At 73.7% G+C, this 24,216-nt stretch carries 28 protein-coding genes; 18 read left to right on the top strand and 10 right to left on the bottom strand.

Features of this window, described 5'->3' with window-relative positions:
* The first annotated feature begins 100 nt into the window (after positions 1-100).
* Together IG63_RS22185 and IG63_RS0112555 are read left to right on the top strand one after the other, a co-directional pair.
* Positions 101-268: a DUF3117 domain-containing protein gene (locus IG63_RS22185; RefSeq protein WP_084597091.1), complete on the top strand. Its 168-nt coding sequence runs from the start codon at positions 101-103 to the stop codon at positions 266-268.
* 68 nt (positions 269-336) lie between these two features.
* The gene (locus tag IG63_RS0112555) at positions 337-1,875 is read left to right on the top strand and encodes a leucyl aminopeptidase family protein (RefSeq protein ID WP_051706698.1); all 1,539 of its coding nucleotides are present in this window, start codon (positions 337-339) and stop codon (positions 1,873-1,875) included.
* A gap of 162 nt (positions 1,876-2,037) precedes the next feature.
* On the opposite strand, the gene IG63_RS0112550 is transcribed toward IG63_RS0112555, so the two are convergent.
* Positions 2,038-2,679 carry an O-methyltransferase gene (locus tag IG63_RS0112550; protein WP_030484708.1) on the bottom strand — a complete coding sequence of 214 codons (642 nt, stop codon included), beginning with the start codon at positions 2,677-2,679 and terminating at the stop codon, positions 2,038-2,040.
* Between the two features lie 123 nt (positions 2,680-2,802).
* On the opposite strand from IG63_RS0112550, the gene sigE reads away from it, so the two are divergent.
* From sigE to IG63_RS0112535, 3 genes are read left to right on the top strand one after another with little or no spacing between them, the layout of a single operon-like run.
* The gene (sigE, locus tag IG63_RS0112545) at positions 2,803-3,414 is read left to right on the top strand and encodes an RNA polymerase sigma factor SigE (RefSeq protein WP_051706696.1); all 612 of its coding nucleotides are present in this window, start codon (positions 2,803-2,805) and stop codon (positions 3,412-3,414) included.
* A complete protein-coding gene (locus tag IG63_RS0112540; protein WP_030484706.1) occupies positions 3,414-3,941 on the top strand; it encodes an anti-sigma factor family protein in 528 nt (175 codons plus the stop codon). Before sigE ends, IG63_RS0112540 begins: the two co-directional genes overlap by 1 nt.
* Before the next feature lies 1 nt (position 3,942).
* Complete coding sequence (locus tag IG63_RS0112535; protein ID WP_169741796.1) at positions 3,943-5,313, top strand: S1C family serine protease; 1,371 nt, start codon at positions 3,943-3,945, stop codon at positions 5,311-5,313.
* 27 nt (positions 5,314-5,340) lie between these two features.
* On the opposite strand, the gene IG63_RS0112530 is transcribed toward IG63_RS0112535, so the two are convergent.
* Genes IG63_RS0112530 through IG63_RS0112515 form a run of 4 tightly spaced genes read right to left on the bottom strand, consistent with a single transcriptional unit; the run spans position 5,341 to position 8,746 of the window.
* Positions 5,341-5,694: a sec-independent translocase gene (locus tag IG63_RS0112530; protein WP_030484704.1), complete on the bottom strand. Its 354-nt coding sequence runs from the start codon at positions 5,692-5,694 to the stop codon at positions 5,341-5,343.
* Positions 5,695-5,700: 6 nt separating this feature from the next.
* The gene (locus IG63_RS0112525; protein WP_030484703.1) at positions 5,701-6,861 is read right to left on the bottom strand and encodes an Mrp/NBP35 family ATP-binding protein; all 1,161 of its coding nucleotides are present in this window, start codon (positions 6,859-6,861) and stop codon (positions 5,701-5,703) included.
* Positions 6,862-6,893: 32 nt separating this feature from the next.
* Positions 6,894-7,496: a DUF1003 domain-containing protein gene (locus tag IG63_RS0112520; protein ID WP_036195392.1), complete on the bottom strand. Its 603-nt coding sequence runs from the start codon at positions 7,494-7,496 to the stop codon at positions 6,894-6,896.
* Positions 7,493-8,746, bottom strand: a complete 1,254-nt coding sequence (locus tag IG63_RS0112515; RefSeq protein WP_030484701.1) for a magnesium transporter MgtE N-terminal domain-containing protein — start codon at positions 8,744-8,746, stop codon at positions 7,493-7,495. Before IG63_RS0112515 ends, IG63_RS0112520 begins: the two co-directional genes overlap by 4 nt.
* Positions 8,747-8,868: 122 nt before the next feature.
* Between IG63_RS0112515 and IG63_RS0112510 the strand changes: the two genes are divergently transcribed.
* The 7 genes from IG63_RS0112510 (at position 8,869) to IG63_RS0112480 (ending at position 13,995) form a co-directional block, all read left to right on the top strand.
* On the top strand, positions 8,869-10,065 hold the full coding sequence (locus tag IG63_RS0112510) for an acyl-CoA dehydrogenase family protein (protein WP_030484700.1): 1,197 nt from the start codon (positions 8,869-8,871) through the stop codon (positions 10,063-10,065).
* Between the two features lie 3 nt (positions 10,066-10,068).
* Positions 10,069-11,085, top strand: a complete 1,017-nt coding sequence (locus IG63_RS0112505; RefSeq protein ID WP_051706692.1) for a DUF2332 domain-containing protein — start codon at positions 10,069-10,071, stop codon at positions 11,083-11,085.
* Positions 11,086-11,138: 53 nt separating this feature from the next.
* Positions 11,139-11,318: a DUF5302 domain-containing protein gene (locus IG63_RS0112500; protein WP_030484698.1), complete on the top strand. Its 180-nt coding sequence runs from the start codon at positions 11,139-11,141 to the stop codon at positions 11,316-11,318.
* A 66-nt stretch (positions 11,319-11,384) separates the two neighbouring features.
* Positions 11,385-11,918, top strand: coding sequence for a MaoC family dehydratase (locus tag IG63_RS0112495; protein WP_030484697.1), 534 nt, complete (start codon positions 11,385-11,387; stop codon positions 11,916-11,918).
* A complete protein-coding gene (locus IG63_RS0112490) occupies positions 11,915-12,496 on the top strand; it encodes a histidine phosphatase family protein (RefSeq protein WP_030484696.1) in 582 nt (193 codons plus the stop codon). The genes IG63_RS0112495 and IG63_RS0112490 overlap by 4 nt, the downstream gene beginning before the upstream one ends.
* A 60-nt stretch (positions 12,497-12,556) precedes the next feature.
* Positions 12,557-13,192: a DUF6758 family protein gene (locus IG63_RS0112485; protein ID WP_030484695.1), complete on the top strand. Its 636-nt coding sequence runs from the start codon at positions 12,557-12,559 to the stop codon at positions 13,190-13,192.
* Positions 13,193-13,236: 44 nt separating this feature from the next.
* Positions 13,237-13,995, top strand: a complete 759-nt coding sequence (locus IG63_RS0112480; protein ID WP_030484694.1) for a ParA family protein — start codon at positions 13,237-13,239, stop codon at positions 13,993-13,995.
* Positions 13,996-14,105: 110 nt separating this feature from the next.
* Here IG63_RS0112480 and IG63_RS0112475 read toward each other — a convergent pair whose 3' ends face one another.
* The gene (locus IG63_RS0112475) at positions 14,106-15,647 is read right to left on the bottom strand and encodes a DEAD/DEAH box helicase (protein WP_084597087.1); all 1,542 of its coding nucleotides are present in this window, start codon (positions 15,645-15,647) and stop codon (positions 14,106-14,108) included.
* A 109-nt stretch (positions 15,648-15,756) separates the two neighbouring features.
* Between IG63_RS0112475 and IG63_RS0112470 the strand changes: the two genes are divergently transcribed.
* The 3 genes from IG63_RS0112470 to IG63_RS0112460 are packed head-to-tail and all read left to right on the top strand — an operon-like array spanning position 15,757 to position 18,622.
* Entirely contained in the window at positions 15,757-16,506 is a 750-nt protein-coding gene (locus tag IG63_RS0112470) for a ferritin-like fold-containing protein (protein WP_030484692.1), read from the top strand.
* 56 nt (positions 16,507-16,562) lie between these two features.
* Positions 16,563-17,048 (top strand): MarR family winged helix-turn-helix transcriptional regulator, encoded by a 486-nt coding sequence (locus tag IG63_RS21565; protein ID WP_084597085.1) that lies wholly within the window; start codon positions 16,563-16,565, stop codon positions 17,046-17,048.
* On the top strand, positions 17,045-18,622 hold the full coding sequence (locus IG63_RS0112460) for an MDR family MFS transporter (RefSeq protein ID WP_051706689.1): 1,578 nt from the start codon (positions 17,045-17,047) through the stop codon (positions 18,620-18,622). The genes IG63_RS21565 and IG63_RS0112460 overlap by 4 nt, the downstream gene beginning before the upstream one ends.
* Positions 18,623-18,671: 49 nt before the next feature.
* Here IG63_RS0112460 and IG63_RS0112455 read toward each other — a convergent pair whose 3' ends face one another.
* On the bottom strand, positions 18,672-19,526 hold the full coding sequence (locus IG63_RS0112455; protein WP_030484689.1) for an SDR family oxidoreductase: 855 nt from the start codon (positions 19,524-19,526) through the stop codon (positions 18,672-18,674).
* A 119-nt stretch (positions 19,527-19,645) separates the two neighbouring features.
* Between IG63_RS0112455 and IG63_RS0112450 the strand changes: the two genes are divergently transcribed.
* A complete protein-coding gene (locus tag IG63_RS0112450; RefSeq protein WP_030484688.1) occupies positions 19,646-20,020 on the top strand; it encodes a winged helix-turn-helix transcriptional regulator in 375 nt (124 codons plus the stop codon).
* On the opposite strand, the gene IG63_RS0112445 is transcribed toward IG63_RS0112450, so the two are convergent.
* The gene (locus IG63_RS0112445; RefSeq protein ID WP_030484687.1) at positions 20,017-20,235 is read right to left on the bottom strand and encodes a DUF3107 domain-containing protein; all 219 of its coding nucleotides are present in this window, start codon (positions 20,233-20,235) and stop codon (positions 20,017-20,019) included. The genes IG63_RS0112450 and IG63_RS0112445 overlap by 4 nt on opposite strands.
* Positions 20,236-20,270: 35 nt before the next feature.
* A complete protein-coding gene (locus tag IG63_RS0112440; RefSeq protein ID WP_030484686.1) occupies positions 20,271-20,909 on the bottom strand; it encodes a TetR/AcrR family transcriptional regulator in 639 nt (212 codons plus the stop codon).
* A gap of 193 nt (positions 20,910-21,102) precedes the next feature.
* On the opposite strand from IG63_RS0112440, the gene moeZ reads away from it, so the two are divergent.
* Positions 21,103-22,311, top strand: coding sequence for an adenylyltransferase/sulfurtransferase MoeZ (moeZ, locus tag IG63_RS0112435; RefSeq protein WP_030484685.1), 1,209 nt, complete (start codon positions 21,103-21,105; stop codon positions 22,309-22,311).
* 102 nt (positions 22,312-22,413) lie between these two features.
* On the opposite strand, the gene IG63_RS0112430 is transcribed toward moeZ, so the two are convergent.
* Positions 22,414-23,412 (bottom strand): NAD(P)-dependent alcohol dehydrogenase, encoded by a 999-nt coding sequence (locus IG63_RS0112430; protein WP_211249312.1) that lies wholly within the window; start codon positions 23,410-23,412, stop codon positions 22,414-22,416.
* Between the two features lie 74 nt (positions 23,413-23,486).
* Between IG63_RS0112430 and IG63_RS0112425 the strand changes: the two genes are divergently transcribed.
* Positions 23,487-24,143 carry a TetR/AcrR family transcriptional regulator gene (locus IG63_RS0112425; RefSeq protein ID WP_030484683.1) on the top strand — a complete coding sequence of 219 codons (657 nt, stop codon included), beginning with the start codon at positions 23,487-23,489 and terminating at the stop codon, positions 24,141-24,143.
* Positions 24,144-24,216: the final 73 nt, after the last annotated feature.

Here is a 24,216-nt window from a genome sequence, read left to right as displayed (position 1 = left end):
ATCTTCCACCGCCGACTGCTTCCCCGCACCCCCGGATAGGGGATAATGGTCGCGACACCGTGTGCCTCCTGCGCACGACACAAGACGAAAGAGGTGTGCAATGGCGGCCATGAAGCCGCGGACGGGCGACGGTCCGCTGGAGGTCACCAAGGAGGGCCGGGGCATTGTGATGAGGGTCCCCCTCGAGGGCGGTGGTCGCCTCGTGGTCGAGCTCAACGCCGACGAGGCCTCGGCGCTGCGCGAGGCGCTGGGCGGCGTCGTCGCCTGAGCGACGTCTGCGAAGGCCCCCGGGTGACCACCCGGGGGCCTTCGACGCGTCCGGGTTAGGGTCGCCGGGTGTCGAGCGCGCGTCCTGTGACCCCACCCGGCTTCACGCTCTCCGACCGCCCCCCCAGCGCGGTGGCGTCGGCGGACGTCGTCGCCCTCGCGGTGCTGCCCGGTGACGGCGACGGGGCGGAGGGCCCGGAGCTCGGCCCCGGGTCCGCGGAGCTCGCCGACGACCTGAGCGGCGTCCCCGACCTGCTCGACGTGCTCGCGAGCGCGGGCGCGACCGGCCGTGCCGGCGAGGTGACCGAGCTGCACGGCGTACGCCGTGACGACGCGCTGGTGCGGGTGCTGCTGGTCGGCGCGGGCGCCGCCACCCCCGACGACCTCCGCCGGGCGGGGGCGGCCGTCGTACGCCGCACCCGCGACGCCGAGCACGTGGCGAGCGCGGTCAGCGCGGTGTCCGGGCCCGAGGGCCTGGCCGCCTTCGTCGAGGGCGCGATGCTGGGCGGCTTCGGCTTCTCGCTCCACCGCGACGGTCCGGAGCACCGTCCCGCCGCCACCGTGACGCTCGCCCTCTCGGCCGGCTCCGACGACGACCTGGCCCGTGCCGTGGCGCGCGCGGGCGCCTCGTGGCTCGCCCGGACGCTGGCCACCACGCCGTCCAACATCAAGACCCCGCAGTGGCTCGCGGAGCAGGCCGTCGACGCCGCGACCGCCGCCGGCCTCAAGGCCACGGTGCTCGACGAGGAGCAGCTGCAGCGCCGCGGCTTCGGCGGCATCGTGGGCGTCGGCCAGGCCGCGCAGGCGCCGCCGCGACTGGTGCGCCTCGACTACCGCCCCGGCCGGCGCCTCGCGGGCAGCCGCAAGCCGCGCCACGTCGTCCTCGTCGGCAAGGGCATCACCTTCGACTCCGGCGGGCTCTCGATCAAGCCGGGCCAGGCGATGGCCACCATGAAGCGCGACATGACCGGCGCCGCCGTGGTCGCCGCCGTGATGGCCGCGCTGCCCGCGATCGGCTGCCCGGTGCGCGTGACCGGCCTGCTGCCGCTCGCCGAGAACGCCGTGGGCAGTCGCGCGATGCGCCCCGGCGACGTGCTGCGGCAGTACGGCGGTCGCACCACCGAGGTCACCAACACCGACGCCGAGGGGCGCCTGGTGCTCGCCGACGGCCTCGCCTACGCCGTCGACGAGCTCGAGCCCGACGTGCTCGTCGACATCGCCACCCTCACCGGGGGCATCAAGGTCGCGCTGGGCCAGCACCTCGGCGGCCTCTTCGCCACCGACGACGCGCTCGCCGCGGCGCTGGAGCAGGCCGGGTCCCGCTCCGGCGAGCCGGTCTGGCGGATGCCGCTCGCCCGCGAGTACGCCGGCAAGCTCGCCTCCAAGATCGCGGACGCCGACAACGCGCCCGGCGGCCCGCCCGCCATCACCGCGGCGCTCTTCCTCGAGCCCTTCACCGCCGGCCTGCCCTGGGCCCACCTCGACATCGCCTCGGTCGGCGACTCCCCGCAGGACGCCGACGAGTGGACCGAGGGGCCCACCGGCTTCGGCGCCCGGCTGCTGCTCGACTGGCTCGGCACCCCCGCCCCCCTCGACGGCGTCCGCTGACGGGTCGGGGCCGCGCCTCGCCGGTCACAGGTTTCCCAGGTTCACCTGGGAAACCCGCTCCTCACACACGCTGCAACGCGTGTGAAGTGCCGGAACCCCAGGTGAACCTGGGAATCCGGCACGGGTCAGCAGGGGGCGCGAGGACCCAGACCCCTGCCGGGGTCAGCGCTTGATCGCGAGGAGCAGGCCGTCGCCCACGGGGAGGAGCAGGGGGATGAGGTCGTCGTGCTCGCGCACGGCCTTGCCGAGGTCGCGCACGGCCACGGTCTCGGGGTCGCGCTGGGAGGGGTCGGCGACGCGGTCGTGCCACAGCGCGTTGTCGAAGGCCACCACGCCGCCCGGCCGCAGCAGGCGCAGCGCCGCGGTGAGGTAGTCGACGTACTCGCGCTTGTCGCCGTCGCAGAAGACCAGGTCGTAGGCGCCGTCGGTGAGCCGGGGGAGGACGTCGAGCGCGGCCCCCGGGATCAGCCGGACGCGCTGGGAGGCGATGCCGGCCTCGGTGAAGCCCTGCTTGGCCAGCCGCTGGTGCTCGGCCTCCGTGTCGACGGTGGTCAGGACGCCGTCGGGGCGCATCCCGCGCAGCAGGTAGAGGCCGGAGACGCCGGTGCCGGTGCCGACCTCGACGACGGCGCGCGCGTCGAGCAGGGTCGCCAGGAAGCCGAGGGTGGCGCCGCCGCCGGAGCCGATGGCGACCACGCCGACCTCCTCGGCGCGGGCACGTGCCTGGGTGAGGACGTCGTCCTCGGGGACGAACTCCTCTGCGTAGGTCCAGCTCGCGGGGTTCAGTGGCGTGACGATGTCCATCTCCTGACGTGCGGGTGTGCCCTGCGCACCCTACCGCCGCCGCGGCCACCGCCCGCGCCACCTCTGTGCCGGTTGAGGGGCTTTGCTCAGGCGGGTCTCAGGCTGGGCTCCTAGCGTGGCCGCATGGCGCCCCACGCTGACCCCGTCGTCGACTCCCCCCAGGCCCTGCCCAGCTGGGAGGAGATCGTGGAGCAGCACTCCGCGCGCGTCTTCCGGCTCGCCTACCGCCTCACCGGCAACCGGCACGACGCCGAGGACCTCACCCAGGAGGTCTTCGTGCGGGTCTTCCGCTCGCTGCACACCTACACGCCGATCACCTTCGAGGGCTGGCTGCACCGCATCACCACCAACCTCTTCCTCGACCAGGCCCGCCGCAAGCAGCGGATCCGCTTCGACAGCCTCGGCGACGACGCCGCCCAGCGGCTCCCCAGCCCCGTGCCGGCACCCGACGTCATCTCGGCAGAGCGGCTCTTCGACGACGACGTCGAGGCCGCGCTGGCCTCGCTGGCGCCGCAGTTCCGCGCCGCCGTCGTGCTCTGCGACGTCGAGGGGCTGACCTACGAGGAGATCGCCGAGGTGCTCGACCTCAAGCTCGGCACGGTGCGCTCCCGCATCCACCGGGGTCGGGCCCAGCTGCGCAAGGCGCTGGCCCACCGCGCCCCCGAGCCGGGGCGCACCCGCGTGCGAGGGCCCCTGCTGCCGGCCGCGCCGCTGGTGCCGCACGCCGTCCGTTGATGCTCTCGCTCAGCGGCCACCTGGGCGACCGGACCGCCGCCCTCGTCGACGGACAGCTCTCCGCTGACGAGGCCGAGCGCGCCTGGCGCCACGTGCTGGGCTGCCCCGGCTGTCGCGAGGCGGTCTCGCAGCAGGCCGCCACCAAGCGGCTGCTCGGCGGCCTCCGCGGCGCCCCCGAGGCTCCGGGGCCTGCCCCGACCGTGCTCGACCCCGCCGCCCTCGCGGCGTGGCAGGAGGTCTCCCGGCTCGAGCGACGCGCCCACCGCAGGTACGCCGTCGTGGGCGGCGGGATGCTCACGGCCTCGCTCGCGCTCGGCGCCGCCGTCGTGGTGACCGGCGGGCTGAGCGGGGGCGACCGGGTCGCCGACCTGCCGGTGCCGGCCCCCCAGGCGACGGTCCGCGGCGAGGTGCAGCCGGGCTCCGGAGCGGGCGCCGCCGAGGGCCGGAGCGCCGACGCCGGCTGGGTCGGCACGTCCAGCGGAGGGGAGACCAGCCGCGCCGTGTGGGCGCATGGTCCAAGATGGTGAGGTGAGCAGCGAGGAGCCGGAGCACCCCCAGCAGGCCTCCGAGCCCGACGCAGGGCCCGGCTCGGGACCCGATCCCGCTTCGGACCCCGCGCCAGACCGCGCGCCAGATCCCGCCCCCGGCCCCGCTCCCGCGCCGCCGGCCGGCATGGGCCAGCAGCGGCCCGGCCACCCCGGCTTCAGTGCGCCCCCGCCCGCCGACGACCCGTGGACGCCGCGACCGGTGCCGCCGTGGGTCCCGCCGGCACAGCCGCACGTGGCCGTCACCTCGCCCGACCCCCGCGCGCAGCCGGGCTCGGGGCGCGTCCCGCGGTGGGTGTGGCCGGGCGTGGCGGCGCTGGCGCTCGTCGTCGGCGTCACGGGGGGTCTGCTCGGCGGGGTGCTCGTCGCGGGCGACGGCTCGGGCGTGGGCAGCGTGATCAGCGTCGAGCGGCGTACGGCGCCCCCGCTGCCGGCCGACAACGGCAGCATCGCGGCGGTCGCCGAGGAGCTGCTGCCCAGCACGGTGCAGATCATCGCGGAGTCCGGCCAGGGCGCCACGGGCTCCGGCTTCGTCTACGACGACGAGGGCCACGTGGTGACCAACAACCACGTCATCGCCGATGCGGCCCAGGCGGGCGGACGGATCCAGGTCGTCGACCAGGACGGCAACCGCTCCGTGGCCGAGGTCGTGGGCAGGAGCACGGTCTACGACCTCGCGGTGCTGCGCGCCGAGGGGGCCGAGGGCATGCCCCCGGCCGCCATCGGCTCCTCCCAGCAGATGCGGGTGGGCGAGACGGTGGTCGCGATCGGCTCGCCGCTCGGTCTCTCCTCGACGGTGACCTCCGGGATCGTCAGCGCCCTCGAGCGCCCCGTGACCACGGGGTCGAGCGAGGAGGACAGCTCCTACATCAACGCCGTGCAGACCGACGCCGCGATCAACCCGGGCAACTCCGGGGGCCCGCTGGTCGACCTGCAGGGCCGCGTGGTGGGCGTCAACTCCGCGATCGCCTCGCTGGGCGGTGCCATGAGCCCCGACCAGGGCGGCAACATCGGGGTGGGCTTCGCGATCCCGGTCGAGCAGGTCGAGGTCACGACGACCCAGATCCTGCGTACCGGGCGCTCGCAGTACCCCGTCATCGGCGCCAACGTGCAGGGCCTCGCGACGAGGGACGGCGCCCGCGTCGACGGCATCACCCGCGGCTCGGCCGCCGCCGAGTCAGACCTCGAGGTGGGCGACATCATCCGCCGGGTCGACGACAAGCCCGTGACCAGCTCGATCGACGTGGTGGTCGCGGTGCGCTCGCGCGTGGCCGGCGAGGAGGTCACCCTCGAGGTCGAGCGCGACGGCGAGCAGCAGGAGATCACCGTCGGGCTGAAGGCCGAGACGGAGTAGCGCCCGCCTCGCCCCGGCCGGGGAGGCTCAGGTCGCCTCGAGGTCGTACGGCGGGATCTCGCCGTGGGCGAGCACCGTGACGGGCGGCGGGCCGGAGATGCTCGGCCGACGGCGGCGCTCCTCGGCCTCGTCCTCCTCCTCCATGGCCTCCAGGATGTGCTTGCGGATCGCCTGGCGCGGGTCGAGGTCAGTGAGCTTGAGGTCGGCGTACTCGGGACCCAGCTCGTCGCGCAGCTGCGACTGCGCGGAGGTGGCCAGGTTGCGCAGCTGGCGCACCATCCGCCCGGCCTGGCGGGCGAACTCAGGCAGCCGGTCGGGACCGAAGACGATGACCGCGACCAGCGCGATCACCGCCAGCTCGGGCAGCCCGACCCCGAACACGTCCGGTCAGCCCTTCGGGGTGGGGGAGAGCCCCAGCTGCATGCCGGCGAGGCCGCGGCCCCGCGAGGTCAACCGCTCCGCGACGCGGGTGAGCACCTGCGCCCCCACGGCCGTCGGGTCGGCGTCGACGATCGGCTTGCCGACGTCGCCGCCCTCGCGGAGGCTCACGTCGAGCGGGATCTGGCCGAGCAGCGGGACGTCGTAGCCGAAGCGGGCCCCGAGCGTCGCCGCGACCCGCTCGCCGCCACCGGAGCCGAAGATCTCGAGCCGGTGCTCGCGGCCCTCGGGCGTGCAGTGGGGGCAGGGCAGGTAGGACATGTTCTCCACGACGCCGACGACCCGCTGGTGCATCATCGAGGCCATCGTGCCGGCGCGCTCGGCCACCTCGGTGGCGGCGTCCTGGGGCGTGGTGACGACGACGACCTCGGCGTTGGGCAGGTGCTGGCCCAGCGAGATGGCGACGTCGCCGGTGCCCGGGGGCAGGTCGAGGAGCAGCGCGTCGAGGTCGCCCCAGTAGACGTCGGCGAGCATCTGCACGAGCGCCCGGTCGAGCATCGGGCCGCGCCAGGCGACCACCTGGTCGCGCCGGGGCTTGAGCATGCCGATGCTGATCACCGAGACGCCGCTGGGCGTGGGCACCGGCATGATCAGGTCCTCGACCTGGGTGGGCCGGGTGTCGGCGACGCCGAGCATGGCCGGCACGGAGTGGCCGTAGATGTCGGCGTCGACGATGCCGACCTTGAGGCCCTGCTTGGCCATCGCGATGGCGAGGTTGACGGTGACCGAGCTCTTGCCGACACCGCCCTTGCCGGAGGCGATGGCGAGCACCTTGGTGAGGCTGCCGGGCTGGGCGAAGGGGATCTCGCGCTGGGCCTGGCCGCCGCGGAGCTGCTCCTGCAGCCCGGCCCGCTGCTCCTGGGTCATCACGCCGAGGTCGACGTGCACGTCGGCGACGCCGGGGAGGGCGCCGACCTCCTTGGTGACGTCGCGGGTGATGGTGTCCTTCAGCGGGCAGCCGGCCACGGTGAGCAGCACGCGCACGGTGACCGAGCCGCCGTCGACGCGGACGTCGTCGACCATGCCGAGGTCGGTGATGGGCCGCTTGATCTCGGGGTCGTTCACGCGCGCGAGCGCAGCCCTGATCTGGTCGGTGTCAGGGGAAGCCATGGTGCCCAGGGTACGGGTCGGCCGACAGCGACTCAGGCCCGGTGACCGGGCGCCCGCCGCTGGCCGGGCGGGTCGGGCCGGTCGCCGGAGTCGTCGTGGTCGTCGGGCTCGTCGTCCTCGGGCGCCAGCTCCTCGACGAGGTTGCGCAGCTCGGAGCGCAGGAAGTCGCGGGTCGCGACCTCGCCGACCGCCATGCGCAGCGAGGCCACCTCGCGGGCCAGGAACTCCATGTCGGCGTGCGCGCGGGCGTTGGCCTGGCGGTCCTGCTCGTTGACGACGCGGTCGCGCACCTCCTGCCGGTTCTGCGCCAGCAGGATCAGCGGGGCGGCGTACGACGCCTGCAGGCTCAGCATCAGGGTCAGGAAGATGAAGGGGTAGGTGTCGAAGCGCACCGCCGACGGCGCCAGCACGTTCCACAGGATCCAGAAGGCCACGAAGCCGGTCATGTAGAGCAGGAAGCGCGCGGTGCCCATGAAGCGCGCGAAGTTCTCCGCGAAGCTGCCGAAGGCGTCCTGGTCGACCTGCGGACGCCGCAGCACCCGGCGCGGGTCCAGCGGGGTGTCGAGCCGCGGGCCGCGCCGCTCGGCGGCGGCACGCTCGCTGCGGTTGCGGTCGGGCTTGGCGCGCTCGCTCATGCGGTCACGTCCCCGGCGCTCGCGTCGCGCCAGCCCTCGGGCAGCAGGTGGTCGAGCAGGTCGTCGACGGCGACGGTGCCGAGGAGCCGCCCGTCGTCGTCGACTACGGGCGCGGCGACGAGGTTGTAGGTCGCTAGGAAGGTCGCGACGTCCTCGAGGGTCGCCTCGGGGCGCAGGTAGTCGATCGAGGTGTCGAGCGCCCCGGCGACCAGCGACGAGGGGGGCTCGCGCAGCAGCCGCTGGATGTGGGCGATGCCGAGCAGCCGGCCGGTGGGCGTCTCCAGGGGAGGCCGGCACACGTGCACGAGCGCGGCCAGCGACGGCGTCAGCTGCTCGGCCCGCACCCGGGCCAGGGCCTCGGCCACGGTGGCGTCCGGGGGCAGGATGACCGGCTCCGGCGTCATCATGCCGCCCGCGGTCTCCTCGCCGTAGACCATCAGCCGGCGCACCGAGGCGGCCTCCTCGTGCTCCATCAGCTCGAGCAGCTCCTGCGCGGTCTCCGGCGGGAGGTCGGCGATGAGGTCGGCGGCGTCGTCGGCCGACATCTCCTCGAGCACGTCGGCGGCGCGCTCGCTGTCGAGGTTCTCCAGCACCTCGACCTGGTCCTCCTCGGGCATCTCCTCCAGGACGCGGGCCAGCCGCTCGTCGGCGAGCTCGGCGACGACCTCGCGGCGCCGCTCGGGCGCGAGGTCGTGCAGCACGTTGGCGGCGTCGGCGGGCCGGAGGTCGGCGAGCGAGGCCGCCAGGTGCTCGGCGCCCTGCTGCGCGGGGCGCTCCATCAGCCCGTCGACGTCGTCCCACTCCACGACGTGGGTCTGCGCCCGGCGGCGGAAGCCGCGCACCGGCTCGGTGACCGCGACGCGGCTGAGCACCCAGTCGCGGGTCCGGGTCTGCTCCATGGCGACGTCGTAGACCGTGCCGACGACGTCGCTGCTGATGATGCGCACCCGGCGGTCGAGCAGGTGCTGCATGACCAGGGTCTCGCTGGCCCGCTTCTCGAAGCGGCGCATGTTGAGCAGGCCGGTCGTGATGACCTGGCCGGCGTCGACCGCGGTCACCCGCGTCATCGGGGCGAAGATCTGGCGGCGGCCGAAGACCTCGACGACCAGCCCCACGACCCGGGGCTGCCGGCCGCCCGGACGCAGCACCACGACGACGTCGCGCACCTTGCCGACCTGGTCTCCCGCGGGGTCGAACACCGGGAGCCCGGCGAGCCTGGCGGCGAAGACGCGGCTGGGGTGGGTGCTCACGTGGCGTGAGCCTACTCAGGGGTCGGGCGGAGTGACATTGCTCATGTGACGGCCGCCGCTTCTCACCTACCCTGCATCGCAGCCCACTCCGTCGTACCGCCGAGGAACCCAGAGGACACGTCATGGCCCGTCTCTGCCAGACCGAAGGTCTCACCGACATGCAGGAGGAGATCGTCAAGGCGGTGCGGCAGTTCGTCGACGCCAGGATCCTCCCGGTGGCCACGGAGCTCGAGCACGCCGACGAGTACCCCACCGAGATCGTCGAGGGGCTCAAGGAGCTCGGCATCTTCGGGCTGATGATCCCCGAGGAGCACGGCGGGCTCGGCGAGTCGCTGCTGACCTACGCGCTGTGCGTGGAGGAGATCGCCCGCGGCTGGATGAGCGTCTCCGGCGTCATCAACACGCACTTCATCGTCGCCTACATGCTGATGCGCCACGGGACCGAGGAGCAGAAGCAGAAGTACCTCCCGCGCATGGCGACCGGCGAGGTGCGCGGGGCCTTCTCGATGAGCGAGCCCGGGCTGGGGTCGGACGTGTCGGCGATCAAGACCAAGGCCGTGCGCGACGGTGACGGCTACGCCCTCACCGGGCAGAAGATGTGGCTGACCAACGGCGGCTCCTCCACCCTGGTCGCCTGCCTGGTCAAGACCGACGAGGGCGCCGACTCGGTCTACAAGAACATGACGACCTTCCTGCTGGAGAAGGAGGCGGGCTTCGGCGAGACGGCGCCCGGCCTGACCATCCCCGGCAAGATCGACAAGATGGGCTACAAGGGCGTCGACACGACCGAGATGGTGCTCGAGGGCCACCGGGCCTCCGCCGACCAGGTGCTCGGCGGCGAGCCGGGCCAGGGCTTCTACCAGATGATGGACGGCGTCGAGGTCGGCCGCGTCAACGTCGCCGCCCGCGCCTGCGGGGTGGGGCTGCGGGCCTTCGAGCTCGGCATCGCCTACGCCCAGCAGCGCGAGACCTTCGGCAAGCCGATCGCCCAGCACCAGGCGATCCTCTTCCGCCTGGCGGAGATGGCGACCAAGGTCGAGACCGCCCACGCGATGATGGTCAAGGCCGCCCGCCTCAAGGACCGCGGCGAGCGCAACGACGTCGAGGCGGGCATGGCGAAGTACCTCGCCGCGGAGTACGCCCACGAGGTCGTCGAGGCGTCCTTCCGCATCCACGGCGGCTACGGCTACTCCAAGGAGTACGAGATCGAGCGGCTCTACCGCGAGGTCGCCTTCCTGCTGATCGGCGAGGGCACCGCCGACATCCAGAAGATGATCATCGGGCGCAGCCTGCTCAAGGAGTACGCCCTCAAGGGCTGACCCGTGGAGGCCGAGGCGGCGCTGCGGGAGCAGGCGCAGGGGTGCGGCGAGCTGGGCTCGCCCCTGTACGCCGCGCTGCTCGAGCGCCTGGCCGACGACCTCGCGGCCGGCGGCCCGACGGCGCGGGTGCTGCGCGGCCACGAGCACGACCCCGGCCCGAGCGCCCTCGCGCTGCGGCTGCTCGGGAGCGTGCACCGGCTGGTGCTGGAGCGCCGGGCGGGGGCGCTGGCGGCGTACTGGCCCAGCGTCGGTGGCACCTGGGACGACGCCGACGGCACCGCCGCGGTCCTCGACCTGCTGGCCCGGGAGCCCGACCTGGTGGCCGAGTGGCTCGACCGGCCGCCGCAGACCAACGAGGTCGGTCGCGCCGCCGCCCTCGTCGGGGCGCTGCGCCACCTGCCCGTGGCCGCGCGGCTCCCGGTGCGGCTGGTCGAGCTCGGCTCGTCGGGCGGGCTGAACCTGCTGGCCGACCGGCTGCCGCTCCCCGAGGGCGCCTGGCGGGGGCCGACGCCCGCGCCGTGGCCGGGGCTGCGCCTCGTCGACCCGGTGGGCTGCGACCCGCACCCGGTCGACGTGCGCACGACGCAGGGCCGGCTGACCCTCACGGCGTACGTCTGGGCCGACCAGACCGACCGGCTGGAGCGGCTGCGCCACGCCCTCGACCTGGCCCAGCGCCACCCGGTCGACGTACGCCGCAGCAGCGCGCGCGAGCTGCTGGCCGAGGTGGAGCCGCGCGAGGGCGCCGTCACGGTGGTGTGGCACAGCGTGGTGTGGCAGTACCTCGACGAGGCGGAGCGCCGCGACGTCACCGCCCGGATCGACGACCTCGCCGCGCGGGCGAGCGCCTCGGCCCCGGTCGCCCACGTCGCCATGGAGCCGCGCCGGCGCCACCCCGACGCTCCTCGGGAGATGCTCGTGACGCTGCGGTGCTGGCCCGGCGACGGCGCCGAGCAGGTGCTCGGCGTCGCCGCTCCCCACGGCGTCCCGGTGGTGTGGGAGCGCGAAAGTCCCTCGCCCTGAGCGCCCCACCCTGCGAGGGTGGAGGGGTTCACCGTCGAGCGAGAGGGACCACCATGGCCGACCAGCACGCCAACGACGACCTGAAGGCGAAGATGCGCGAGGCGCTCGACCGCAAGGCGGGCGCGAAGCACCCCGACGACCAGGCGGACTCGCGCTCGAAGGCGCACGGCTCCGAGGTGGTGGGCGGCGCGCCGAAGATGCACCGTCGCAAGGCCGGTGGCGGGGGGTCGTGACCGGCGTACCCGTGAGGAAGGCCACGAGCCTGCCCGCGTGAGCCCGTCGGCCCCTAGGGTGCGGACATGCAGTTCGGACGCAGCTACGAGGAGTTCGAGGTCGGCGCGACCTACCGGCACTGGCCCGGCAAGACGGTGACGGAGTACGACGACCACCTGTTCTGCCTGCTCACGATGAACCACCACCCGCTGCACCTCGACGCGCACTACGCGGGGGAGGCCACGCAGTTCGGCAAGAACGTCGTGGTGGGCAACTACGTCTACTCGATCCTGCTCGGCATGAGCGTCCCCGACATCTCCGGCAAGGCCATCGCCAACCTGGAGATCGAGTCGCTGCGCCACGTGGCGCCGACCTTCCACGGCGACACGCTCTACGGCGAGACCACCGTGCTCGACAAGTGGGAGAGCCGGAGCAAGGACGACCGGGGCGTGGTGCACGTCGAGACCATCGGCTACAACCAGGACGGCAAGGTCGTGTGCATCTTCCGCCGCAAGGTGATGGTGCCCAAGCAGTCCTACCTCGAGGCGCGCGGTGGGGAGCAGCCCGGCCGGCCGGTGCCGCAGCCGGACAAGAACTGGCCCGGGCGCGCCGACTCGTGAGCTCCTCCGGCGACGGCCCCACCAGCGAGCTCTGGGTGGTGCGGCACGGCGAGACCGAGTGGAGCCGCGACGGGCGGCACACCTCGACCACCGAGCTCGACCTCACCGCGGAGGGCGAGCGCGTCGCCCGCACGCTGGCCGAGCGGCTCGATCCCGCGGGCTTCGACCTCGTGCTCAGCAGTCCCCGGCTGCGCGCGCGGCGCACGGCGCAGCTCGCGGGCTTCGAGGACCCCGAGCCGACCGAGGACCTCGCGGAGTGGGCCTACGGCGACTACGAGGGCGTGACCACGCCCGAGATCCGCGAGACCGTGCCCGGCTGGACGGTCTGGTCGCACCCGTGCCCCGGGGGCGAGAGCGCCGCGGAGGTGGCCCTCCGGCTCGACCGCGTCGTCGAGCGCGCCCGCTCGCACGACGGCCGCACCCTCGTCTTCAGCCACGGTCACGCCTCGCGCGTGCTCGCGGCCCGCTGGCTGGGGCTGCCGCCGGAGTCGGGCCAGCACTTCCTGCTGGGCACGGCGACCGTCTCGGTGCTCGCGTGGGAGCGGGAGTCGCCGGCCGTGTCGCGCTGGAACGCCTAGACCTCGGCCTCCGGCCCGGGAGTGATGGCCCTCGCGGCGCCGGGCCACTAGCCTTCGCTCGTGTCGCTCGCGGCGTCCTGCCCCAGGTGCACCTCGCCGGTGACGGGTGAGGGCCGGGCCTTCGCCTGCAGCCTGCACGGGCGCACCGACCCGCTGTGGCGCCCCGACCACGCCGACTACGAGTCCTTCGCCGAGCTGGTCGCCCGCATCGACGACATGCCGATCTACCTGCCGTGGCCGATGAGCCCCGGGTGGTCGATCGCCGACTTCGGCCGCGTGGGCGACGACCGGGTCCGCGCGACCGTCACCACCACGGTCGGCACCAGCGACCTCGACGGCCAGGTCGAGGTCACGGTCGTCTCCGAGGAGCCGGGGGTCGGGCTCGGTGCGCGCTGCAGCGGCACGTCGTACGACGACCCCGGGCCGCAGGTCAGCCACGGTCCGCCGGCGGTGCACGTGCGTGCCGGTGGGCGCGCCGTACCGCTCTGGCTGGTCGACGGCGAGCACGCCGACGACCAGGAGCTGCTGGCGCGCGCCGTCTTCGCCGGGGAGGCGGAGGGCCGCTGGCTGTGGCTGGTGATGAGGCCGGCGTCCTCGGCGCTGCTGCTGCACGACGAGTGGCTGCTGGCCGACGTGACCGGCTTCGGGCCCGAGGCCCTGGAGATCCCCTTCGGCGGTCCACGTCCCACGTGGTGAGGGGGCGTTCACTCCGGGCGGGTCGCGAGGCACAATGTCGGGCGATGAGCACTCATGTCGTGGCTGTGGCCAACCAGAAGGGTGGGGTCGCCAAGACCACCACGGTCGCCTCGCTCGGCGCGGCCCTCGCCGAGCTGGGTCAGCGGGTGCTGCTCGTCGACCTCGACCCCCAGGCGTGCCTGACCTTCAGCCTCGGGATCGACCCCGAGGACCTCGAGACCTCGGTGCACCACGTGCTGACCAAGGGCCTCGACCCGGCCGAGGTCATCATCGCGACCGAGGACGGCGTCGACCTGCTGCCGGCGACCATCGAGCTGGCCCGCGCCGAGGCCGACCTGCTCACCCGCACCGGCCGTGAGTACGTCATCCGCACGGCCGTCGAGGACGCCGACGACTACGACTGGGTGCTGCTCGACTGCCCGCCCTCGCTCGGGGTGCTGACCGTGGCCGCGCTGACCGCGGCCGACGGCGTCCTGGTGCCGCTGCAGTGCGAGACGCTGAGCCACCGGGGTGTCGGGCAGCTGCTCGACACGGTGCACGACGTCAAGCGCTTCACCAACCGCGACCTCGAGGTGTGGGGCGTGCTGCCGACGCTCTACGACGGCCGCACCAACCACGCCCGCACGGTGCTCGAGACGATCTCCGAGACCTACGACCTCGACGTCATCGAGCCGCCGATCCCCAAGTCGATCCGCTTCGCCGAGGCGCCCGCCGCCGGCCGCTCGATCCTGCGGACCTCGCGCTCCAACAAGGGCGCCCAGGCCTACCGCGAGGTCGCCAAGGGGCTGCTCGCCCGCGTCTGACGCGCGCGTCGCCGGTTTCACCAGTGAACTGGTGAAACCGGCACTTCCCCGCTGAAGCTTCGGTGGGGAAGTGCCAGTTTCACCAGCCAACGTGGGAAACCGCGGGTCGCTCAGCCCTGGGTGTCGCCCGAGGACTTGCCGCCCCGGGTCCGCCGACGGCGGCGGTTGCGCGAGCGGCCGGAGCCGCCCTCGCCGGAGCCGCCCTCGCCGGAGCCGGACGCCGACGTGGAGCCGGCCGTGGCCCGCTCCGTCGACGCGGAGCCGCTGCCCGAGCCGCCGCCGCGACCACCGCGGGAGCGGTCGCGCCCGCCCTGGCCGCCGCGCTCGGAGGAGCGCCCGCCGCCGCGGCCGCCCTTGCCGGTGTCGCGCCGGGGGATGACGATCTCGCCCTCAGGGATCACGCGGCCCTTGGTGCCGGGCACGATGCCCTGGTCGTGCAGGAAGTGCTCGGAGCTGGAGTAGGTCTCGAGCGGCTCGTCGAAGGGCAGGTCCAGCGCCTTGTTGATCATCTTCCAGCGGTGGAGGTCGGCCCAGTCGACGAAGGTGATCGCGATGCCGGTGGCGCCGGCGCGGCCGGTGCGGCCGATCCGGTGGACGTAGGTCTTGTCGTCCTCGGGGCAGGTGTAGTTGACGACGTGCGTCACGCCGGTGACGTCGATGCCGCGCGCGGCGACGTCGGTGGCGACCAGCACCTGCAGCTCGTCGTTGCGGAACTTGGCCATCGCCTTCTCGCGGGCGACCTGCGTCATGTCGCCGTGCAGCGAGCTGGCCTTGAAGCCGCGCTCGGTGAGGTCGTCGGCGACCCGCTGCGCCTGCCGCTTGGTGCGGGTGAAGACGATCATCAGGTCGGCGCCCTCGGCCTGCAGCAGCCGCCCGATCATCTCGGGCTTGTCGAGGTCGTGCGCCTGGTAGATGAACTGCGCGGTCGCCGGCACCGTCTGGTTGTCGGCGCTGGACTCGGCGCGGATGTTCATCGGGTGGCGCATGTGCATCCGCGCGAGGCCCACGATGGCGGCCGGCATCGTGGCCGAGAAGAGCATCGTCTGGCGGGTCTCGGGGGTGTTGCGCAGCAGCTTCTCGACGTCGGGCAGGAAGCCCAGGTCGAGCATCTCGTCGGCCTCGTCGAGCACGAGGGACTTCACGTGCGAGATGTCGAGGGCGCGCTTGTCCATCAGGTCGATCAGTCGGCCCGGGGTGCCGACGACGACGTCGACGCCCGCCTTGAGGGCGTCGAGCTGACCCTCGTAGGGGACGCCGCCATAGACGGTGAGCACGCGGATGCCGCGGTCGGAGCCGGCCAGCGTCAGGTCGGCGCTCACCTGCAGCGCGAGCTCGCGCGTCGGGGCGACGACGAGGGCCTGCGGCTTGCCGGGCGCGACCAGCTCGGCGTAGTCGGGGTCGTGGGGGGCGACGCTGCGCTGCAGCACCGGGATGCCGAAGGCGAGGGTCTTGCCCGTGCCGGTGCGCGCCTGGCCGATCAGGTCGGTGCCCATCAGCGCGATGGAGAGGGTCATCTCCTGGATCGGGAAGGGATGGACGATGCCGCCGCGCTCGAGGGCGTCGGCGATGTCGGGGATGACCCCGAGCTCACGGAATGTGGTGGTCAGGATGCTGCCTGTTCTGTGTGGCGCCCGGGCGTGCCAGGCGAGCATGTGCGTTCGAAACGAGCGCCGACGAGCATCCGGGAGCGAGTCCAGGGCGGCCGATCCACAGGGCATCGAGCCGGCGACCTCCTGGTGAGTCTATCGGTAGGGTGCGCGCATGACCGAACCGTCGCCCGATCCCACGGCCACGGCGAGCGCTCCCGACACCTCCCGGCCCACCTCCGGCGTCACCTCGGTCGCCTTCGAGGACCCCGACTACCGCGCCGCCGTCGTCGACCTGCTCGGCGCCATCTCCTACGGCGAGATCGCGGCCTTCGACCGGCTCACCGACGACGCGCGGCTGGCCCCGGCGCTGCCCGACAAGCTGGCGCTGGCCAAGATGGCGACGGTGCAGTTCGGCCTGATCCAGCCCATGCTCGAGCGCATCACCGAGCTGGGCGCCGACCCGCTCGAGGCGATGGCGCCCTTCCGCACGCCCTTCGACGTCTTCCACGCCTCCACCGCGCCGTCCGACTGGCTCGAGGGCCTCGTCAAGGCCTACGTCGGCGACGGGCTCGCGGCCGACTTCTACGTCGAGATCGCCGCCTTCCTCGACGCCGAGACCCGCGAGCTGATCACCGCGTCGCTGGCCCACGCGGGCTACGCCGACTTCGTCGTCGACCGGGTACGCCGCGCGATCGCCGACGACCCCCGGGTGGGTGGCCGACTGGCGCTCTGGGGGCGCCGGCTGATGGGGGAGGCGCTCTCGCAGGCCCAGCGCGTCGCCGCCGAGCGCGACTCGCTGGCGGCGCTGCTCGCCGGCGGCGTCGACCGGCCCGGCATGGACCTCGCCGCGCTCGCCCGGATGTTCTCCCGGCTCACCGAGAATCACACGCGACGCATGGCCGAGCTGGGTCTCGACGCGTGAGCCACGCCACTGCCAAATAAGTTGCACATAGGCAACTAATACGAGATCGTTGACTCATGTCAACGATGCAGGTCGGGCGCGAGCACGCCGTCGGCGAGCTGGTCGAGACGCTGCTCCGCTTCCACCGGGCGCTGAAGGTGCACGGCTCCGAGTGGGCCGACCTCGCCGGCGGCCTCCGCCGCGGCGACGTCGTCGTGCTCGGCATGCTGCACGCGCACGGCGCGATGCGCCCCGGTCACATCGCCGCCCGCCTCGGCTGCGGCCCGTCGGTGGTCAGTCGCCAGCTCGCCGCGCTGACGGAGTCCGACCTGGTCGACCGGGTGAGCGACCCGCACGACGGCCGCGCCGAGCTGGTCTCGATCACCGCGTCCGGTCGCGCCCGCCTCGGCGAGGTGCACGACGCGCTCTCCCGGCGCCTGGCCGACCGGCTCGACGGCTGGCCGGCCGACGACGTACGCCGCGCCACGCAGCTCGTCGACGACCTCGTCCAGCGCCTCCTCGAACCTCCCACCTCCCCGACGACCACGAAGGACCCGGCATGACCGCCACCCCCGACGTCCACCCGGGCGCCGCCCGCACCGACCGGCGCGAGCCCGACCGCGAGCCGCACGAGCCCACCCACCGCGAGATCCTCGAGGTGCTGGTCGGCCTGCTCTCCGCGCTCTTCGTCGCGATCCTCTCCACCACGATCGTCTCGACCGCGCTGCCGACGATCATCGGCGACCTCGACGGCTCGCAGACGCAGTACACCTGGGTGGTCACCGCCTCGCTGCTCGCGATGACGGTGACCAGCCCGGTGTGGGCGAAGTTCTCCGACCTCTACAACAAGAAGCTGCTCGTCCAGCTGGCCATCGGCATCTTCATCCTCGGCTCGCTCGCGGCCGGCGCGGTGCAGGACGTGCCGCAGCTGCTCGCCGCCCGTGCGGTGCAGGGCCTCGGGATGGGCGGCCTGATCGCGCTGTCGCAGTCGATCATCGGCGCGATCATCCCGCCGCGGCAGCGGGGCCGCTACAGCGGCTACATGGCCGGCGTGATGGCGGTCGCCACGGTCTCCGGCCCTCTCATCGGTGGCCTGCTGGTCGACACCGCGGGCTGGCGCTGGTGCTTCTGGGTCGCTGTGCCCTTCGCGCTGCTGGGCCTGGGGATGCTGCAGAAGTTCCTGCACGTCGAGACGATCCGCCGCGAGGTCCGCATCGACTGGTTCGGCATGGTCTTCATCGCCGTGGCCGCGTCGCTGCCGCTGCTCTGGGTCCCCTTCGCCGGCGACTCCTTCGCGTGGGTCTCGCGCGAGTCGGCGTACTTCCTGGCCGGCACGGCCGTCGCCCTGGCGGCTGCCGTGGTCGTCGAGCGCCGTCACCGCGACCCGCTGGTGCCGCCGCACATCCTGGCCGACACCATGACGCGGCTCTCGATCCTGGGCAGCATCGCCGTGGGCGTGGCGCAGTTCGGCGCGTCGGTCTTCCTGAGCCAGTACTTCCAGGTGGCGCGCGGCCACACCCCCACCGAGGCCGGGCTGCTGATGCTGCCGCTGGTCGTGGGCAACCTGGTCGGCGCGACCGGCTCCGGGCTCTTCATCACCCGCACCGGCCGCTGGAAGCCGGTCATGCTCGGCGGCGCGGTGCTGCTCTCCGCGGGCCTGCTCCTGATGGGCACCGTCTCGCACGCCAGCGCGCTGTGGCACCTCTCGGCCTACATGGTCGTCATGGGCATCGGCACCGGGGCGCTGATGCAGAACCTCGTGCTCGTGGTGCAGAACACCGTCGACGTCACCGAGGTCGGCGCCGCGGGCGGCGTGGTCACCTTCTTCCGCTCGCTGGGCGGCGCCGTCGGCGTGGCCGGGCTCGGCGCGGTGCTCGCCAACGGCGTGACCGACCGGCTCGACACCGCCGGCGCGTCCGGGAGCTCGGGCAGCCTCGACCTCTCCGCCCTGCCCCCGGCCGCGCTCGAGCTGGTGCGCACGGCGTACGCCGACAGCACCGCGCACGTCTTCTTCATCGCGGGGCTGGTCGCCCTGGCCACGGTGGTCGCCGTGGCCGCGATGCCCCACGCCGAGCTCCGCACCACGATCCGCAAGACCGAGGCGCCCGAGGACGCCCGCGACGAGGTCGTCGCGTAGCGCCTCGGGCGGGTGCTCGGTGAAGAGCCGGCGTGGGCGGCCCGGCGACTCAGCGGCCGAGGGCCTCGGCGACGGCGTCGCGCAGCGGGAGCGGCGCGGTACCGAGCAGGCGCTCCAGGTCGTCGGTCGGCACCTCGAGCTCGCCCGCGGCGATGCCCCGGTCGACGTCGGCGTAGACCTGCGCGGCGTCGGCCGGCAGGCCCGCACCGGTGAGGATCTCGACCAGGGTGGCGACCGGGACGTCGTGGTAGGCGATCTGCTCGCCGGTCACGTCGCTGAGGGCGGCGGCGATCTCGGGCAGCGTGACCGCGGGCCCGCCGAGCTCGTAGGTCGCGCCCGCGTGGTCGCCGCCGAGCAGCACCGTGGCCGCCGCGGCGGCGTACTCACGCCGGAGCGCGACGCTGACCCGGCCCTCGCCGGCGGCGCCGACCATGCCGTGCTCGCGGTAGGTGGGCAGCTGCGCGGTGTAGTTCTCGACGTACCAGGCGTTGCGGAGCAGGGCCAGGGGCAGCCCGGTCTCGTGCAGCGCCGCCTCGGTGGCGGCGTGCTCGCCGGCCAGCAGCAGCGAGGTGGTGGCGGCGTACGGCGCGCTGGTGTAGGCGAGCAGCTCGACCCCGGCGTCGGCGGCGGCCCGCGCGACGGCGGTGTGCTGGGCCACGCGCTGGCCGAACTCGTTGCCCGAGACGAGCAGCACCCGGTGGGCGCCCTCGAGCGCCTCGGTCAGGGAGGCGGGGTCGGAGTAGTCGGCGCGGCGTACGACGACGCCCCGCTCGGCGAGGTCGGCGAGGCGCTGCGGGTCACGGCCGGTGGCCAGCACGTCGCCGGGCTGGGCGCCGCGCGCGAGCAGCGACTCCACGACGTGACGGCCGAGCTGACCGGTGGCTCCGGTGACGACGAGGGACATGAGGGGCTCCTGGGGTGCTGAGGGACGGAATCAGCACCTCCAACGGGAAGAAGTGCGACGTGCTTCCCGTTGGAGAGCAGGCACCTCAGAGTTCCCTGGCAACCCACGGGAGAGTATCGATGACAACCTACGCCGCCGACCCCTACAGCGCAGCCTGCCCCAGCCGGCAGCTGCTCGACCGCGTCGGCGACAAGTGGACCGTGCTCGTGATCGGCACGCTCGCGGGCGGCCCGCGCCGCTACGGCGACATCGCGCGGGCCGTGGAGGGCGTCAGCCAGAAGATGCTGACGCAGACGCTGCGCCACCTCGAGCGCGACGGCCTGGTGACCCGCACGGTGCACGCGCAGGTGCCCGTGCGGGTCGACTACGAGCTCACCGAGCTGGGCCGCGACCTGATCGCGCCGCTGGGCGTGCTGCACCGGTGGGCGCGCGACCACATCGGCGAGATCGTCGCCGCCCGCGCCGCCTACGACGCGCGGGAGCAGCGCGGCTAGCTGCGGAAGCCGACCTGACCGGTGGTGCTCGTGGAGACGTCGACGTAGGCGAGCTTGTCGCCGGGCACCACCAGGCGGCGGCCCTTGGCGTCCTGGAGGGTGAGCGTGCCACCCCCGAGGGCTGCGGCCACGGCCTTCTCGATGCCGTCGGCGTCGAGGGTGGCGTCGATGCTGAGCTCGCGCTGGGCGTGCTGGACGCCGATGCGGACCTCCATGGGGACCTCCTAGAGAGAGTGAAGAACGTGTGGGCTCAGCGGTCGTCGTGACGGGGGTAGCCGCCGATGCCGCGCCAGGCGAGCGACGCGACCAGGGCCGCGGCGTCGTCCTGTGACATCGTGCCTGCCTCCTGCAACCAGAAGCGTGCGGAGACCTGGCCCATGCCGACCAGGGAGACCGCGAGCAGCAGCGACTGCTCCTCGCTGAGGCCGGTGTCGTCGGAGATCACGTGGGCGATCAGCCGCGCCGACTCGTTGGTGACGCGGTCGACCTGGGCGCGCACGGCGGGCTCGTTGGTGAGGTCGGACTCGAAGACCAGCCGGAAGGCGCCGTCGGGAGCGGTGACGTAGGCGTAGAACGCCGCCATCGTCGCCGTCACGCGCTGCTTGTTGTCGTCGGTGTTCTCCAGCGCGTCGGAGACCGCCTTGATCATCGCGGTGCACGACTCGTCGAGCAGGGCGAGGTAGAGGTCGAGCTTGCCGGGGAAGTGCTGGTAGAGCACCGGCTTGGAGACGCCCGCGCGCTCGGCGATGTCGTCCATCGCGGCGGCGTGGTAGCCCTGCGCCACGAAGACCTCGCGGGCAGCCGTCAGCAGCTGCGCCCGCCGCGCCCGGCGCGGCAGTCGTACGCCGCGCGCTGGCGCACCGTCGCGGCTCTCCTCGGTCCTGCTCACGGCCGAAACCCTACAAGCCGCGGCGGGTCGCGGCTCGCGCGCCACCTGCGGCGACGTCCACATGTCGGGCACCGCGCGGCCCGTGGGCAGCGGCCGTCACGATGGACGGGGAGCGGGAACACGCGCGCCGTCGTCGCTGTTCTCCCCCCGCACCGTCACCGCACCGAGGAGATGTCGAGAAGTGTCACCGAGCCTGTCGCTCCCCCCGCTGGTCGAGCCCGCCGCGGAGCTCACCACCGACGAGGTACGCCGCTACAGCCGGCACCTCATCATCCCCGACGTCGGCATGACCGGGCAGAAGCGGCTGAAGAACGCCAAGGTGCTGGTCATCGGCGCCGGCGGCCTCGGCAGCCCCGCGCTGCTCTACCTGGCCGCCGCGGGCGTCGGCACGCTCGGCATCGCCGAGTTCGACGAGGTCGACGAGTCCAACCTGCAGCGCCAGGTCATCCACGGGCAGTCCGACATCGGCCGGCCCAAGGCGCTCTCCGCGCGCGACTCCATCGCCGAGATCAACCCGCTCGTCGAGGTCGTCGTGCACGACGAGCGCCTCGACAACGACAACGTGATGCGGATCTTCGAGGGCTACGACCTCATCGTCGACGGCACCGACAACTTCGCCACGCGCTACATGGTCAACGACGCGGCGTACTTCCTCGGGATCCCCTACGTGTGGGGCTCGATCTACCGCTTCGACGGTCAGGCCTCGGTCTTCGCGCCCAAGCAGGTGGAGGACGCGCCGTGCTACCGCTGCCTCTACCCCGAGCCCCCGCCGCCCGGCATGGTGCCGAGCTGCGCCGAGGGCGGCGTCCTGGGCGTGCTGTGCGCGAGCATCGGCTCGATCCAGGTCAACGAGGCCATCAAGCTGCTCACCGGTGCTGGTGAGCCCGCCGTCGGCAAGCTGGTCATCTACGACGCCCTCGAGCTGGAGTGGCGCAAGCTCAAGGTCCGCAAGGACCCCAACTGCCGGCTCTGCGGCGAGCACGCCGACGTCACCGAGCTGATCGACTACGACGCCTTCTGCGGCGCGATCTCCGAGGAGGCCGCCGACGCCGCCGCCGGGTCGACCATCTCGGTCACCCAGCTCGAGCACATGCTCAAGGAGCGCGAGGAGGGGAGCCGCGACTTCGTGCTCGTCGACGTGCGGGAGCCCAACGAGTACGAGATCAACCAGATCCCCGGCTCGGTGCTGATCCCCAAGGGCGAGTTCCTCAACGGCAACGCCCTCGAGCAGCTGCCCCCGGTCGACTCCGGCACCCAGGTCGTCATGCACTGCAAGTCCGGCGTCCGCTCGGCCGAGACGCTGGCGATCGTGCAGGGCGCGGGCTACGACGACGCCGTCCACGTGGGCGGCGGCGTGGTCGCCTGGGTCAACCAGATCGACCCCTCGCAGCCGGCGTACTGAGCCCCGCGTGAGCCGCCGGATCCCCAGGTTCACCTGGGGATCCGGCTCTTCACACGCGGTGCACCGTGTGGGAGGAGCAGGTTCCTCGTGTGAGGTACGCCGTCACGGCAGCAGCACCGCCTTGCCGGTGATCCGGCCCGCCGCGAGGTCGTCGAGCGCCTCGCCGGCCTGCGCCAGCGGGTGGTGCCGCGTCACGACGCCGTCGAGCCGTCCGGCGGCGTGGGCGGCCACCAGCGCGGTGAGGGTCTCCTGGGACGGCCGCGACAGCATGCCGCGCATCGGCTGGCCGGTGACGCGGCCGACGGCCGCGGCCCACCCCTGGCGGGGCAGTCCGAAGAGCATCGGGCCGGCGTCCTCGCCGCCCACGATCACCAGGCGGCCCCGCGGCGTGAGCGCGCGCCGCAGCACGCCCAGCGGCCGGTTGCCGGCGAGGTCGAGGACGACGTCGTGGCGGCCCCGGGCGTCGACCTCCTCGGCGTGCCGGTCGATCACGTCGGTCGCGCCGAGCCGCCGCACGTGGTCGGCCTTCGCGGCGCTGCAGACCGCCGTGACCTCGGCGCCGACGGCGGCCGCCAGCGCGACGGCGTACGACCCGACCCCGCCGGAGGCGCCGATCACGAGCACCCGGTCGCCGGTCGCGACGCGCGCGTGCTGGTGCAGCGCCTGCCACGCCGTGCTGCCGGAGTCGGGCATGGCGGCCGCCTCCGCCGCGGGCAGTCCAGCGGGCCGGGCCACCACGGCGTCGGCGTCGGCCAGGGCGAGCTCGGCGTAGGTGCCCCTGCCGGTGCCGAGCACGGCGTCCCCGGGTCGCCACGCGGTCACGCCCTCGCCGACCCCGACCACGGTGCCGGCCAGGTCGTGGCCCGGCACCGCGAGCCGGGGGCGCCGCACGCCGAAGGCGAGCCGGGCGAGGTAGGGCTTGCCGGTGGCGAGGTGCCAGGTGCCGCGATCGACGCCGGCGGCGTCCACCCGCACCAGGACCTGGCCCGGACCGGGCGACGGCGTCGCGACGTCGTCGACGTGCTGCAGCAGCGGCGCCAGGTCGTCGCCGTAGCGGTGCTGGACGACGGCGCTCATCCGGGTGGGGACGGTGGTGGTCATGCGTGGCTCCTCGCCTTACGGTGTAAGGAGACCGTAGTCTTACGTCGTAAGGCTGCGCCAGCGGGAGGAGCTCCGTGGCTAGACCACCACTGACCCGGGACGCGGTCGTCGCCGCCGCGATCGCGCTCGCCGGCGAGGACGGCCTCGACCGGCTGAGCATGCGCCGGCTGGGGGAGCGGCTCGGCGTGGAGGCGATGTCGCTCTACCACCACGTGCGCGGCAAGCCGGCGCTGCTCGACGCGATGGTCGACGCGGTCTTCGCCGAGATCGACCTCCCCCGGCCCGGGGAGCCGCTGCGCGACGGCCTGCGCCGTCGTGCGGTCTCCCAGCGGGCGGTGCTGCACCGCCACCGCTGGGCGCTCGGGCTGCTGGAGTCGCGCAGCCACCCCGGGCCCGCGACGCTGGAACACCACGACGCGGTGCTCGGCTTCCTGTACGCCGCCGGCTGGGGCTCGGCGCCCGTCGGTCACGCCTACGCGCTGCTCGACGCCTACGTCTACGGCTTCGTGCTCCAGGAGCAGCAGCTGCCCATCGAGCCCGCCACGGCGGGCGAGACCGCGGCCGCGATGGTCGCGTCGCAGCCGGACCTCGAGCTCCCGCACCTGGCGCGCTTCGTCGCCGAGGTGGTCGCGCGGCCGGGCTACGACTTCGCCGCCGAGTTCGAGGTCGGGCTGGCCCTCGTGCTCGACGCCGTGACCTCGCTGGCGCCGTCGGCGGCTACCGGCGCGTAACCCAGGGCGGGGAGGAGTCGTTGCCCCAGGTGATCCACGCCACTGCACCGGCCACGCCACCCGAAAGGCACGT

It is taken from the genome of Nocardioides aequoreus, from assembly GCF_000720335.1.
Lineage (GTDB): Bacteria > Actinomycetota > Actinomycetes > Propionibacteriales > Nocardioidaceae > Marmoricola > Marmoricola aequoreus.
Note: the sequence above shows the minus strand (reverse complement) of the source record. Positions and strands in the feature narration are given on the sequence as shown.